The 15,088-nt window shown below is 63.0% G+C and carries 7 protein-coding genes; all 7 read left to right on the top strand.

All coding sequences use genetic code 11. The annotated features are described in order from the left end of the window. The first annotated feature begins 309 nt into the window (after window positions 1-309). A complete protein-coding gene (locus tag ABAC460_RS47280; protein WP_023455919.1) occupies window positions 310-3,138 on the top strand; it encodes a TonB-dependent receptor in 2,829 nt (942 codons plus the stop codon). A gap of 139 nt (window positions 3,139-3,277) precedes the next feature. Then, window positions 3,278-3,688, top strand: a complete 411-nt coding sequence (locus ABAC460_RS47285; protein ID WP_023455920.1) for a heme-binding protein — start codon at window positions 3,278-3,280, stop codon at window positions 3,686-3,688. A 135-nt stretch (window positions 3,689-3,823) separates the two neighbouring features. After that, on the top strand, window positions 3,824-6,937 hold the full coding sequence (locus ABAC460_RS47290) for a glycoside hydrolase family 2 TIM barrel-domain containing protein (RefSeq protein ID WP_023455921.1): 3,114 nt from the start codon (window positions 3,824-3,826) through the stop codon (window positions 6,935-6,937). Window positions 6,938-7,008: 71 nt separating this feature from the next. Beyond that, window positions 7,009-7,602, top strand: coding sequence for an RNA polymerase sigma factor (locus ABAC460_RS47295; protein ID WP_023455922.1), 594 nt, complete (start codon window positions 7,009-7,011; stop codon window positions 7,600-7,602). Beyond that, the gene (locus tag ABAC460_RS47300; RefSeq protein WP_235075862.1) at window positions 7,562-8,533 is read left to right on the top strand and encodes a FecR family protein; all 972 of its coding nucleotides are present in this window, start codon (window positions 7,562-7,564) and stop codon (window positions 8,531-8,533) included. The genes ABAC460_RS47295 and ABAC460_RS47300 overlap by 41 nt, the downstream gene beginning before the upstream one ends. Before the next feature lie 187 nt (window positions 8,534-8,720). After that, window positions 8,721-11,819: a TonB-dependent receptor gene (locus tag ABAC460_RS47305; RefSeq protein ID WP_023455924.1), complete on the top strand. Its 3,099-nt coding sequence runs from the start codon at window positions 8,721-8,723 to the stop codon at window positions 11,817-11,819. Window positions 11,820-12,111: 292 nt separating this feature from the next. Continuing rightward, on the top strand, window positions 12,112-15,033 hold the full coding sequence (locus tag ABAC460_RS47310) for a TonB-dependent receptor (RefSeq protein WP_023455925.1): 2,922 nt from the start codon (window positions 12,112-12,114) through the stop codon (window positions 15,031-15,033). The last annotated feature ends 55 nt before the right edge of the window (window positions 15,034-15,088 follow it).

The following is a 15,088-nucleotide window of genomic DNA, read 5'->3' on the forward strand; positions in this document are numbered from 1 at the left end:
CGTTCCGATAATCGCTACGCCGTGCCGAATGTTGCGCATATGCTACATTCGGCCTATTTTTGCGCGTAAAGCCTAAAAGTCATACAATATACCGTTCCGATATCTGTACGATGATATCGGAATGCGCTATGGTCGTCCCAACAATAAGAACAGGGCGTACTCGTGAAACAGTTAACTACGGACTTAACGGTCTAACCAAAACCACCATTCGAAACATGAAACGCGCCACCAAGGCGTGTGGAAAACCGTGCGCCGCCCAGGCGTCCGGACAGATAAGTGCGCGGTCAAATCCGCCACGGGGAGAGAGCAATGAAGAAACAGTTACTGATGACCACCATCCTAGCCATGGGTCTCGGGGGCGCCGCCTCCGTATCAGCCCAGGATGCTCCGGCCGCGGCGCCTGCCGAGGACAACGTCGTGGTGGTGACCGGCTTCCGGTCGTCGCTGCAGAAATCGCTGAACCTGAAGAAGGAAGCCATCGTCGTCCGCGACTCGATCGTCGCCGAAGACATCGGCAAGTTCCCGGAAGCCAACGTAGCCGAGGCGCTGCAACGCATTCCGGGCGTCTATATGAGCCGTGATGGCGCCTCCAACGAAGGCCAGCGCATCTCGATCCGCGGCCTGGGTTCGGAGTTCAACGTCACCACCCTGAACGGCGCCCCCGTCCGCGCCACCTCGTCGACCAATGTCGGCGGTTCGTCGCGTGACTTCAACTACGACGTCTTCGCCTCGGAACTGTTCGGCCGCGTCGACTTCTATAAGACGCCCCTGGCCGAACTCGAAGAAGGCGGCATCGGCGGCGTGGTCGACCTGCAGACCCCGCGTCCGTTCAATGGCGGCGGTCAGAAGGTCATCCGCTACAGCGCGACCGCCTCCTACAACACCGCCTCGCAAAGCCTGGATCCGAACGTCTTCGGCCTGGTCTCCAACACCTGGGGCGACTGGGGCCTGCTGCTGGGCGCGGCCCACTCCAAAAGCGTCAATATGAAGTCGGGCTTCGAAGCCACCGGCGGCTACAACAGCTCCTGGCTGGCCAGCCACGCCAACAGCCTGGGCACCGGTCCGTTCAGCTTCGCCCTGGACTGGGACGACCCGCGCGCCGCACCGATGCTGAGCAACCGCACGGCCATCGACAATGCCTACTTGCCGCGCTTCTACCGCTATTACGGCGCCGAAAACACCCGGACCCGCGATGGGGTCGTCTCGTCGCTGCAGTTCAAGCGCGACCGCGTCGATATCAGCCTCGATATGCTGTATTCGCACCTGACCGACTCGCGCGACGAATTTACCTTCGGCCTGCCGATCCGCAATTCGCGCACCACCAATACGGCGGCCGCCCCGGGCACCAGCGGCCATAACGGCTTTGTGCCGATCAATGTCACGGTCGATCCCGACGGCAACCTGCTGGAAGGCACCTTCGGCAACACCTCGTATCTGGGCGAAAGCTACTACTACAATGCCGACACCGAATTCGGCTACGGCGCGCTGAACGGCCGTTACGAACTGAGCGACAGCCTGGTCCTGACCGGCCAGGTCTCGACCTCGAAAAGCGCCGCCTTCTACGACAACAAGCGTATCGTCTCCAACATCTTCGGCGTCACCACCACCATCGACTGGGGCGACGACCACGTCTATCCCGGCCTGACCGCAGCCGGCGTCGATTTCAAGAACCCGGCCATCTATGACGGTTTCTCGACCGCCATCGACTGGAACCGCGAAATCGACCGCGAACTGACCGGCAAGCTGGTCGCCGACTGGGACTACAGCCTGGGCAGCTGGACCGGCCACCTGAAGGCCGGCTCGGTCTACGTCCAGACCACCAAGGAAAAGGTCAAGCGCAACGGCACCGCCATCGCCACCAGCCGCCTGAACGCCGTCGGCACCGCCGGCCTGCGTTCGGCCATGCAGGGCAGCGTGCCGCTCGACAACCTGGTCATCGGCGACGACTACCCCAATGCCTGGGCGACCTTCTCGCGCGACTATGTCAACAACACGCTCAATCCCATCGGCGCCGCGATGGCCTCGCCGATCGATCTGTCGACCAGCTTCACCGCCGAAGAAGCCATCGGCTCGTTGTTCATCCAGTCGGACTTCACCGGCCAGGTCCTGAACCGCGAACTGCGCATCAATGCCGGCGTGCGCTATTCGCATACCGACACCACGATCGATAACTACAAGAAGACGGGCAGCGGCGGCACCTATCAGCCGAACCAGGAAAAGTCCTCCTATGAGAACACCCTGCCGTCGGTCAGCTTCGCCTATGACGTCCGTGAAGACCTGATCTGGCGCGGGTCCTGGGGCAAGACCATCACCCGGGCCTCGCTGTCGCTGATCGCCGCCCAGACGGTGATCCCGAACATCTACAACACCTTCGCCACCTCGGGTAATCCGGACCTGAAGCCGCAGATCTCGACCAACTGGGATACCGGCCTGGAATGGTACTTCGGCCGCGGCGGCCTGCTCAGCGCCGGCTACTTCAAGAAGAAGCTGATCGACACCACTGTCTCGCAAACGACCATGGTCGCCTTCTCAAGCTTAGGGTTGCCGGACACCTCGCTGGCCAACATCTTCTACGATGCCAATGGCCACGTCGATCCGAACCTGCAGATATCGCTGGCGACCTACTACAATGCCGGCACGATCGAGCTGGACGGCTTCGAACTGGCCTACCAGCAGAACTTCAGCTTCCTGCCGGCCCCCTGGGACGGCCTGGGCGCCCTGGCCAGCTACACCCACGTCAATTCGTCGGGCTATGACTTCAAGACGACCGGCGGCAAGACGCTCAACGTCAACACCATCCCGAAATATTCGTACAGCCTGACCGGCTACTACGAAAAGGGTCCGCTGGGCGTGCGCCTGACCTATAATTACAAGGATCGCAACATCATCGAAACCTCGCCCAACGGTTCGGATCTGCAACGCTGGCACGCCGGCGCCGGCTATCTGGACGGCAATATCAGCTACAAGATCAACGGCAATCTCGAAGTCCGCATCGATGCGCTGAACCTGGCCGACACCCTGGGCTACGACTACTTCGAAGACGTCTCCGGCCGTTACGGCGACGGCAAGAAGACCCGTATGGACTATGCCAAGCACGATGGCCGGACGATCAAGTTCGGCATCCGCGGCAAGTTCTAATCTTCCTGGAGCCTGCAAGGCGGAACCCGTGCCTTGCAGGTTTCTTCCTGGTGACTGTAAAGACTTCCTGAGCAGGCACCTGACTTACCGGTGACACGCCCCGCGCCTGTCACCGGTCTTTTTGCGAAGGAAGCGACCCATGTTCCTTGCCGATATTCCCCTCGACACTGCCATCGCGCTGGCGCGTACCGCCGTCACCGTCTGCGCCGAACGTGGCAACCCGGTCAGCGCCGCCGTGGTCGATGCCGACGGGGTGCCGATCGTCATCATCCGTGGCGATGGCGTCACCAAACCGCCCGTGGCTGCCCCGCGAAAAGCCGCCACGGCGGTGAAATTCGGCCAACCCGGCTCGGAGATGGAGCCGCGCGAAACCACCGATCCGGTGTTCGGCGCCGAAATCAAGGCCCATCCCGATCTCTACAACGCCCATGGCGGCTCGGTGCCGATCTATAGGGACGGCCGCATTATCGGCGGCCTGGCCGTGGCCGATACCGACCATAAGGTCGCCGACACCTGTGCCCGCGAAGCCCTCAACTCGGTTTCTTATTGATTGCCTCGCCGCTCCACTCTTCGCGAAAAGCCAGGCAAGACATCTGAACATATTTTCGCTGCGCGTCCCTACGAAAGACGGTATGTCACTCAGTCTTGGAATCAAAATTCTATAATCCAGTAAATTGGAAATGCCATGCCGAAACGTCCTGCCCTGACTGCGCTCGCCGCCATCCTCCTCGCCACCGCATCCCCCGTCCTCGCCCAGACAAACGCGAATAGGGCCGCCGAATGGGAGCAGCCCGACGTCGTCGCCGTCAACCGCGAGCCGATGAAGGCGACCTTTTTTAACTATGAGAGCCGCGACCTGGCGCTGAAGGGCGACATGGCGGCCTCGCGCTGGTACCGCAGCCTGGACGGTACCTGGGATTTCAAATTCTCAAAGGGCGTCGATACCCGCCCGACCGACTTCTACCGTGAGGGTTTCGACACCTCGGCCTGGGGCAAGATCGAGGTCCCCGGCATGATCCAGGCGCAGGGTAACGGCGCCTATGGCCTGCCGGAATTCTGGAATATCAAATACCCGTTCCCGGCCAATGAGCCCCTGATCCCGCACGATCTGATCGAGGTCGGTTCCTACAAACGCAGCTTCGACGTCCCCAGCGACTGGAACGACCGGGATATCTTTCTGCATATCGGCGCGGCCGGAGCGGCCTATTACATCTGGGTCAATGGCGAAAAGGTCGGCTATTCCGAAGACTCGAAACTCCCTTCCGAATTCAACCTGACAAAATTCCTCAAACCCGGCGCCAACTCAATCGCTATCGAAGTCTACCGCTATGCCGACGGTTCCTACTTGGAAGACCAGGACTTCTGGCGCCTGTCGGGGATCGAACGCAGCGTCTACCTCTATGCCGAACCGCAGGCGCGCCTGCGCGACTATACGGTCACGGCCCTGCTCGACAAAAAGGCCTATAAGGACGGTCTGTTCACGCTCGAAACCGAATTCTCCGGCAACGCCAAAGGCCAGGTGACCGCCACCGTCTATGACGGCGACACAGCGGTCCTGACCCGGACCGGCAAGCCGTCGGGCCGCCTGACCGGCACCATCCCCAATGTCAAACCGTGGTCGGCCGAAACCCCCAACCTCTACCGCCTGGCCATCGAATACAAGGACGCCAAGGGCAACCTGGTTTCCGCCACCTCGCGCCGTATCGGCTTCCGCACCGTCGAAATCCGCGACGGCGAACTTCAGGTCAACGGTCGCCGCATTATGATCAAGGGCACCAACCGCCACGAACATGATCCCGACACCTACCGCGTCGTCTCCGAAGACCTGATGCGCAAGGATATCGAGCTGATGAAGCAGGCCAATATCAACGCCGTGCGCACCTCGCACTATCCCAACGATCCGCGCTGGTACGACCTGGCCGACGAATACGGCCTCTATGTCTATGACGAGGCCGATATCGAATCGCACGAATACATGGACACGGCGGACAAGAAGGGCAGCCCGGTCCGCGAACAGATGCAGCTGGGCTATAAGCCGCACTGGGAGGCAGCCCACCTCGACCGGGTCTCGCGCATGGTCGAACGCGACAAAAACCATCCCTCGATCATCATCTGGTCGCTGGGCAACGAAGCCGGCACCGGTCCCGGCTTCGAAAAGGCCGCCGCCTGGATCCGCAAGAGCGACCCCACCCGCCTGATCAGCTATCTCGGCCAGGGCACCCTGATCGAACGCCATGCGCCGAACGCCTATGTCGACATCTACGCCCCCATGTACGACGACATCGAAAAGATGGTCGACTGGGCCGAAGACCCGACCCGCACCCAGCCGATGATCCAGTGCGAATACGCCCACGCCATGGGCAATTCGCTCGGCAATCTCGAAGACTACTGGCAGGTTATCCGCGCCCATAAGAAACTGCAGGGCGGCTTTATCTGGGACTGGGTCGACCAGACGGTCCACGGCAAGGACGCCCAGGGCCGCGACTATTGGGCCTCGGGCTTCGATATCAATCCGGCACGCGGCGACAACAGCGTCGTCGGCGACGGTGTGGTCAATCCCGACCGCATCCCCGATCCGGAATATTACGAACTGCAGAAGGTCTACTCGCCCATCGTCTTCGAAGGCGACCCCAAATCCGGCAAGGTCACTGTGGTCAACCGTCACGACTTCCGCGACCTGTCGGGCTTCGACTTCGAATGGGTCTACAGCAACAACGGCAATGTCGTGACGACCGGGCAACTGAACGGCGTCAATGTCGCGGCTGGTGAAAAGGCCGATGTGCCGATCGCCCTGCCGATGCTGAAGGCTTCCCCCGACAGCGAGCAGATCATCACCTTGCGGGCGAAGGCCAAGGCCGGCGCCATTCCCGGCGTGCCGGCGGGCCAGGTCGTCGGCTTCACCCAGTTCATCGTCAAATCGCCCGATCCGGCCCGCGCGGCGCACCGGGTTATGCCGGTGATCGCCTCATCGGACGCCTTCGCCCTCGAAGGCGAGGGCACGAAGGTGAGGATCGACCGCAAGACCGGCCTGATCACCTATGAACGCGACGGCAAGGTCCTGCTGAAGGGCGGCGCCCCCAACTTCTGGCGCGGCCTGACCGACAATGACGAAGGCACGGGCGTGGCCAAATCGCACAACATCTGGCGCAAATTCACCGAAAACCCCCAGGTGCGCTCGGTGACGGCGGATGAGACCAGCGTCACGGTCCTGTTCAATTTCGGCACCGGTTCGGTCCATTACGAAGTCACCTACATGCTCGATGGTCATGGCGGGCTCAAGGTTGACTCGACCTTTACCCCGCTGCGCGACGACCTGCCCGATCCTTTACGGGTGGGGCTGCGCTTTAACACCGCGCCCTCCTTGAGCAACGTCCAATGGTACGGCCGCGGCCCGCAGGAATCCTATGTCGACCGCCAGACCGGCGCGGCTATCGGCCTCTACGAAGGCAAGGTGGCGGCGCAGTACCACGACTATTCCCGGCCCCAGGAAAGCGGCAACAAGACCGATGTCCGCTGGCTGGCCCTGACCGGTGACACCGGTTCGGGCGTGCGCGTGGTCGGCGACCAGCCCCTGTCGGTCAACGCCCTAGCCTTCCCGTATGAGGACCTCTACTTGCGGCCTCAGGGTACCTGGAAGTCGTCGGATATCGCGCCGCATGGCGACGGTTCGCTGCTGATCGACCTGGCCCAGGCGGGCGTTGGCGGCGATACCGGCTGGTCTCTCGACGGCCGGCCTTTGGCGAAGTATCGTATCCGCCGGGAGCCCCAGAGCTACAGCTTCACGATCGAACCGAAATAAAGAGGGGCGGGCAGTGGTTTTTACGGCGGAAAAATCATGTCCCTTCGTTGCGAAATACAGGAGGTGTTCACATGCGCGGCGCCGATCCTGAAATCGTTGCGTGGGTCAGTTCCCAGATCTTGCCCTTCGAGGCAGAACTCCGGCAAAAGGTCCGGCGCTTCTGCCGCGGCCAGGACGAGCTGGATGACCTGATCCAGGAGGTCTATTTCCGCTTGCTCAAACTGACGGCCACCGATCACATCACCGATCCGCGCGGCTATCTGTTCCAGATGGCGCGCAACATCATCATCGACCAGGTGCGGCGCGACCGCGTCGTGCGGTTCGAGGCGATGCAGGATCTCGATGACCTGGCGGCCGATACCGGCCCGTCGCCTGAACGCCAGACCCTGGCCCGGGCCGAGCTGAAATGGGTGCTGGGCGTCATCGCCAACCTGCCCGACCGCTGCCGTGAGGTCTTCCGCCTGCGCAAGATCTTCGGCCTGTCCCAGGCGGAGACGGCGCGCAACCTGAACCTTTCGGAAAACGTCGTCGAAAAAGAGACGATGAAGGGTATGCGCGTCATTTCCGACATGGTGGCGCGGGTGGGTGTAACCGGCTATAATGCCGAAAGAAAAGGCCGGGGACGTGACGTCGCGGATAGAGTGGTGGATCATGGCCGGGATTGACGACGAAGCTCTGGAGTGGGTGGTAAGGCAAGCGGCTGGTGAGCTGTCCGATGCCGACCGCCTGGCTTTCGAAGCCTGGTACGACTCCGGTCCGCGCCAGCAGGGCGCCTATCTGCGCGCCCAGGCCATCTGGCACAGCCTGGATGCCGCCACGACCCAGCCCAATCTGCGCCCGCAACCCGTCAAAGCGCGTCCCGTGTCCCGCCGCGTCCTGTTCGGAGGGATGGCGGCTGGCGTTGCCGCCGCGGCCGTCGGCCTGGTCACTTACAACGCCATGAAACGCCCGGCCATGGTCTTCGAAACCGCCCTGGGCGAAATCCGCAAGGTGCCACTCGAAGACAGCTCGATCGCCACGGTGAACAGCGCCAGCCGCATGGAGGTGGCGATGACGCCGTCCCTGCGCCGCATCGTCCTGGTTGAGGGCGAGGCCCTGTTCGAGGTCGCCAAGAACCCCAACCGTCCCTTCGTCGTTGAAGCCGGCGATATCCGCGTCCGCGCTGTCGGCACGGCGTTCAGCGTCCGCCGCCGCGACGGTGGCGCCGACGTCCTCGTCACCGAAGGCGTGGTCGAAATTTCGGGCAAGGGCATCACCACCCACCGCGTTGCCGCCGGCAACAGTGCTGTTGTTTCGGCTCAGGCGGACGTGAAAGTCGCCCCCGCCGAAGCCGAGATCACGCGCAGGCTGGCCTGGCGCGAAGGCCGCATCGTGCTGGATAACCAGACCCTGGCCGAGGCCGTCGACGAGTTCAACCGCTACAACCGCGTCAAGATCGCCATCGCCGATCCGGCGATCCGCGGTCGCCGCCTGGTGGGGCAGTACCGGCTGGACCAGCCGGCCGATTTCGCCATGACGGTCCAGGACCTGATGCAGGTGCCGGTCACGGTCGGCCCCGACACAATCAAGATTGGAAAGGTGCCTAGAGCCTTATGAACTAAGGGAAATGAGATCGTCCTTTCTACTCCTCTCCACGAAGTGGGGAGGGGGACCGCGAAGCGGTGGAGGGGTATCTTACGGACCAGGACGGCACGTTTCCGGTAAAAACATAGTTCTCTAAGAAGATAAAAGCAGCAGGACCACCTGCGGCCAACGATAAAAAAGAAACGGGGTGAAAGGCCGAATGACTGCCGCCGGGGACGGAAGGGTCTGGCTTGGGCTGCTGTGCGCGGCCGGCCTTGCCGTGCCTGCTTTCCAGGCCCAGGCGGCCACGGCCAAACGGTTCGACATTCCGGCCGGCCCGGCGACCAAAACCGTCAAAAAATTCATCCGCCAGTCGGACGCCCAGATTCTGGCCGAAACCGCCGAGCTGGAAGGCCTCACCACCCGCGCGGTCTCTGGCAAAATGACTCCCGAAGAAGCCTTGACGCGAATGCTCGCCGGCACCGGCCTCAGTTTCCGCGCGAAGCCCGGCGGCACCCTGCTCATCTACCCTACACCGGTCACACCCTCGGCTCCGCCTGAAGCCGAACCGCCGCCGGTGGTGGTCATCACCGGCTTTCGCCAGGCCTATGCCGATGCTGCCCGCCTGAAACAGGCCTCGCCTGGCGTCAGCGACTGGCTGTCCTCCGACGGCCTGGGCCGTTTTCCCGACCTCAATGTCGGCGAGGCCGTCCAGCGTATCGCCGGCGTCCAGATCAACCGCGAAGCCGAGTCGCGCAACGCCACCATCAATCTGCGCGGCCTGCCTGGCACCTTCGTTCGCACCACGGTCAACGGCCAGGTCTTCGCCGAACCCATACTGGACCAGTCGACGCCCCTGGGCGCCTTCAACTCCGATATCTTCAGCGCCGTCGCTATTCAAAAAACCCCCCAGGCGCGCGATCCCTCCGGCGGGATCAGCGGTATGGTCGACCTGAAGATTCAGCCGGCCCTGGCGCGCAAGCCGGGCGGCTTTTACAAGGTCGCCTACGAGTTCAACGAACTGGGCGGCCTGACCAGTCCCGCCGCCAGCCTGGGTTACAACGTCAAACCGACGCCCGACCTGGCCGCCTTTGCCGTGGTGGCGGTCAAACAGGAACGCTTCCGCCGCGACTCGATCAACTTCGCCCAATATACCCCGCTGAATGGCGACACCCCGGGCTTCGCCGACCTCTATGCCGACTACTACGCGCCGTTCGCCGCCGACGGCACCTGCCCGACGCGCCAGGTCTGCCATGCTTTGGGCACGGGTGAAGCCGGCCGGACCGGCGTCCTGTTCCCCTCCGACATCCGCCAGGTCGTCAAATACAACGAAGGCTGGCTGGTCAGCGCCTCGGGCGGGATCGAATACCGCCCGCGCGAAGCGGTTAGGCTCAGCCTGAACGGCTTTGCCACCCGCCGGACCCTGGACCGCAACACCACCGACATGATCGAGGTCGACCTGCGCCCGGTCAACAGCAGAGTCACGCCGTCGGCGCCGGTGTTCCGCATCGCCGACGGCACGGCCTATATTGACCGCTTCGCCTTCTCGGCGCCGCAGGTGAACATTTCCTCGCGTTCGGAACCGGCGCGGCAGGAAACCTGGGGCGCGACTGGCCAGGCAGACTGGGCCGGCGCGGCATGGCAACTGACCGCGTCACTGACCGCCTCCCAGGCGCGCAACGACCTCGAACAGACCCAGATCGACTGGCGTACCGCCGCCCGCGCCAACGGCCTCAACGGCCGCTTCTATTCTGGCGGCGAAGACATTCGCGACTACGAACTGGCGCTCAATACCGCAAAGCTGGACGTGACCTCCGGACCGTGGACCTGGGTCGGTCCAGCCAATCCGCCGTTTCAGCAGAACGCCCTGGGCGACCAGATCGTGGTCGCCGGCAGTTCCGGCTATGCCGAAAACCGCTTGACCGCGGCGCAATTCGACGGCGTGCGTAGCTTTACCTCAGGCTCGTTGCGCGCCGGCCTCCGCTATGAACGGACCCGCTTCGTCTCCCAAGGTTATCGCACCAGCGCCAAGGGCGTGCGCGCCGACGGCATCGGGCCGGAACTGCTGCACCTGATCTCGGATGATGGCTTTTTCGGCGGCGTCACAGATGGCAGCCTCGACCGGGTCATGCGCCTGGACTACGCCTATGCCGTCGGTCACCTCCAGCCTGTCACGGTCGAGAACGGAGACGTCGTCACCGCCACCGGCTGGATCAACGATCCGTCCAACAACACCTACAGCGCCAACAATTTCAGCGTCGGTCACGCCACAGCGGCGGCCTGGCTGCAAGGCGAATACACCGCTAGTCTAGCCGGCATTCCCGTCCGCGCCCTGGCCGGCCTGCGTTTCGAAAACACCACCCAGACCATCGATACCCTCAACCGCCGCAACGCTGCCGATGGCAGCATCACCTATGACACGGCGCGCTTCGAACAGACCTACCGCCAATGGCTGCCGTCGCTGCTGGTCACCGCCGACCTGCGCGACGATGTCGTGCTGCGCCTGGCGGCCGGCAAGACCTATGCCCGGCCCCAGCCGCGCAACCTCAGCCCGGCGACCACGGTGACCGCCACAGCCAACGGCTTTCACATCGCCTATGGCGGCTTCAACCTGAAACCCTATGCCGCGACGTCTCAGGATCTGTCGCTGGAATGGTACAACCGCCCGGGTGGGCTGGTGTCGCTGGCCCTGTTCCGCAAGGACGTCACCGACCTGGTGGCGCCGGAAATGCGCCAGGACCGGCTGTGCCCGGAAGACGCCACCGCCTTCGGCCTGGGCCATCTGCGCATCGAAGGCCAGACCTGCCTCAGCGATCTTCTGGTCAGCGGCCAGCCGGCGGTAATCACCGCCACCGGCAATTTCAACCAGGACAATCCGGTCACTTTGGAAGGTGTCGAGTTCAGCCTGCAACAGAGCTGGCGCCACTTCGGCGGGGTGGCCAATGTCGCCTATACGCGGGTATCGGGCCGCAACAGCGACGGGTCCGAGCCGGTTCTGCCCGGGGTGTCGGACACGACGTTCAACCTGATCGGCTATTACGAGACGCCGAAGTTCGGGGTGCGGGTGATCTACAATTTCCGCGACGAATATACCCTGGCGGGGACGGGGACCTTCACCGGCGGCACCAGCCGGGTCAAGTCGCGCGGCCAGGTCGATGCGTCGATGTCTTACGCGATCGGCACCCGCTACACGGTTTCCCTTGACGGCTATAACCTGACCGACGCCCGCCGCTCGCAGTTCCAGGGCGAGGCCCGCATCCCCCGCGCCAACGACTACGACGGCCGGACGTTTACGCTGAACCTAAGAGCGGTGTTTTAAAAATTATCCTCCACCGCTTGCGGGGGAGGTGTCGAGCAAGTGAGGCCCTCTATGGGCCGAAACGCGTCGAGACGGAGGGGGCGTTACAAGCTCCGAGCTTCCGGCTCCCCCTCCGCTTCGACGCGCTTCGCTTTTCAAGCTCGCTTGCTCAGCACCTCCCCCGCAAACGGTGGAGGATAGGAAAAATTTTGGCGGAAAAAATCCGCATGTCCGTTGGGTTCATCAGGGGGCTGAAACAGGCAGCCCCCAAAAAAGCATAACTTCATAAAAATATAACCCGAAGGAACGCCACATGACACATGCCTACCGCAAGGGCGCACTCGCCCTTATGGCGACCGCGAGTCTGTTCGCCATCATCGCCGCTCCCGCATTCGCCCAGGACACAACCGAAGCCCCCAAGGACGAAGCCATCGTCGTCACCGGCTTCAAGAAAAGCTATGCCGACGCCCTGCGCATGAAGCGCGCCGCCGTCGGCGTCTCCGACAGCATCTCCTCCGACGGCCTGAGCCGCTTTCCCGACCTGAACGTCGGCGAAGCGCTGCAACGCATCCCCGGCGTCCAGGTCAACCGCGAAGAAGACTCGCGCAACGCCTCGATCAACCTGCGTGGCTTGCCGGGCAGCTACGCCAAGATCACTCTGAACGGCATGAATTTCGCCTCACCCGTCCTGGGCGGCAGCGCGCCGTTGGGCGCCTTCAACTCCGACATCTTCAGCGCCATCTCGGTCATCAAGTCGGTCTCGGCCGCCGACCAGCCGGGCGGGATCAGCGGCAATATCGACCTGCAGATCCAGCCGGCCTTAAGCCGCAAGGACGGCGCCTGGGTCAAGGTCAGCAGCGAATACAATACGCTGGGCAAGTACTTCACCCCGTCGGTCACCGTGTCCGGGACCCACCATTTCGGCGACCGCCTGGCCGTGTTCGGCACGGTCGCCTATCGCGAGGAAAACTTCCGTCGCGATTCGATCCACTTCCCGCAATATACCACCCTCAACACCACCACGACGCCCAACTTTGCCAGCCGTTTTGCCGACTACTACGCCCCGTTCCAGTCGAACGGTTCCTGCGCCTCGGGCCAGGTCTGCGCAGCCTCGGGCACAGGCGCCAAGTCGACCACCGGCATCCTGCTGCCGTCGGACATCCGCCAGGGTGTTAAATATAACGAAGGCAACCTTCTGACCGGCGTCTTTGCCGCCGACTACAAGGTCTCCGACAACCTCAAGGTCGGCGCCATGTACTTCTACAGCAACCGCGACATGCCGCTGACCGCCACCGATATCCTCGATATGGATATGCGAGACGGCAATACGATCATCGACCCGCAAACGGCGCCTTACCTGGCCGCCGACGGCCGCTACTATGTCGACAAGTACAACTTCACCAATCCGCGCGTCTTCGCCTCCTATCGCAAGGAAGCCTTCAAGCAGATGACCAACGGCCTGAACCTGACGGCCGAATACCGCAATGACGACTGGCGCATCAGCGGCGCGCTGTCCTGGTCCGAAGCCGAGAACTTTGGCTACCAGAGCCAGCTCGACGTCCGCAACACCGCCAAGCCCTTGGGCAGCTCCGGTACCGGCAACGGCCTGACCGGGTCCTTTTACAGCGGCGGCGATAACATCGACAACTTCGCCTTCAAGTTCAACCAGAGCACAGCCCTGGTCACCGACACCAGCGGCCCGTGGACCAATCCGAACGCCACCCCGTCAGGCCCGGTCCTGGTCAATCCCAACGGCAACAACTTCATTGTCGCCGGCAGCGACAATGCCGCGGACAACTCGGTCGGTAACGTCCAGGTCGATGTCGAGCGCTTCTTCCAGAACGCCTGGATGTCGAGCCTCCAGTTCGGCCTGCGCGCCGAAAAGGACGAATATGTCTCGACCGGCTACCGCGGCAGCGTCGTCGGCGTCCAGGCCCAGAACATCGACAGCCGCTTCGTCGTCCAGAGCGAATTCGCCGGCGACTTCTTCGGCGAGGACGTCAACTACCAGCGCAACTGGCAGACGGTCGATTTCGACTACGCCCTGTCGAAACTCCAGCCCGTCACGCTCCTGCCCGGCCAGCGCCTGACCTATGGCGGCTGGGTCAACGATCCCGCCGATGGCACCTTCACCAACGGCCACTACACCAAGAAGGACGACATCACCTCGGCCTATCTGATGGCCAAGATCGATACCGAAGTGCTGGGCGTCCGCGTCCGCGGCCATGCCGGCGTCCGCCAGGAAACCACCAAACAGGTCATCACCTCGCTGGACCGCACCGGCTCGGGCCTGACTGCGACCTTCAAGCTGAACACGCGCGAGACGGAATATTCCAACACCCTGCCGTCCCTGCTGCTGGCCGCCGACCTGTCGGATAAGCTGGTCCTGCGTCTGGGCGCCTATCAAACCTTCGTGCGGCCCAATCCGCGCGACATCTCGCCGCTGACCACCACGGTCACCTCGACGACCGACGGCTATACGGTGGCCCTGGGCCGGGTCGATATTGAGCCCTACACCTCCGACTCCTACGACCTGTCGCTGGAATGGTATAACCGCCCGGGCGGCCTGATCGCCTTCGCCATCTACAAGAAGGAGATCCTGGGTCAGATTCAGGCGGAGACCCGCGACGCCGTCCTGTGTCCGGCCGAGGGCTACGGCCTGGGCCTGGGCACCTGGTCTGTCGACGGCGACATCTGCTACAGCACCCTGACCACCAATACCGGCGGCCGCGCCCGTATCGACGTCAACGGCGCCATCAACTCGCCCCTGCCGCTGACCGTCACCGGTGCGGAACTGTCGATCCAGCAGAACTTCGACTTCCTGCCGGCGCCATGGAACAATCTGGGCGGCGCGTTCAACTACTCCTATGCCGACGTCAATGGCCGAACCGTCGCCGGCGCCTCGGCCGTCCTGCCCGGCGTGTCGCGCAACTCGGCCAACCTGATCGTTTATTACGAGACGACGAAGTTCGGCATCCGCGCCGTCTATAACTATCGCGACAAGTACGACCTGGCGGCAGGCGGCACCTTTGCCGGCGCCGCCCGTTCGGTGAAGGCCCGCGGCCAGTTCGACGTCTCGGCGTCGTACAACCTGTCGGACCGCATCACCCTCGGCGTCGACGCCTTCAACCTGAGCGACGAACGCCGGACGGAATACGAAGGCGATGAGCGTAAGGTCCGCCGCGTCGACTATGACGGCCGCACTTTCCAGGTCAGCGTCCGCGCGTCCTTCTGATATAAGTCCCGTGCCTGGGGGCCGTCGTTTGCTCTGACGGCCCCCCTTTTTTTGG

This window comes from Asticcacaulis sp. AC460, assembly GCF_000495795.1.
In the GTDB taxonomy this organism is placed as follows: domain Bacteria; phylum Pseudomonadota; class Alphaproteobacteria; order Caulobacterales; family Caulobacteraceae; genus Asticcacaulis.

What these genes read in the sequence shown, in the direction of transcription:
- ABAC460_RS47285 (WP_023455920.1), top strand. Translation starts at nt 3,278, where the DNA reads ATGTTCCTTGCCGATATTCCCCTCGACACTGCCATCGCGCTGGCGCGT.
- ABAC460_RS47280 (WP_023455919.1), top strand. Translation starts at nt 310, where the DNA reads ATGAAGAAACAGTTACTGATGACCACCATCCTAGCCATGGGTCTCGGG.
- ABAC460_RS47295 (WP_023455922.1), top strand. Translation starts at nt 7,009, where the DNA reads ATGCGCGGCGCCGATCCTGAAATCGTTGCGTGGGTCAGTTCCCAGATC.
- ABAC460_RS47290 (WP_023455921.1), top strand. Translation starts at nt 3,824, where the DNA reads ATGCCGAAACGTCCTGCCCTGACTGCGCTCGCCGCCATCCTCCTCGCC.
- ABAC460_RS47305 (WP_023455924.1), top strand. Translation starts at nt 8,721, where the DNA reads ATGACTGCCGCCGGGGACGGAAGGGTCTGGCTTGGGCTGCTGTGCGCG.
- ABAC460_RS47310 (WP_023455925.1), top strand. Translation starts at nt 12,112, where the DNA reads ATGACACATGCCTACCGCAAGGGCGCACTCGCCCTTATGGCGACCGCG.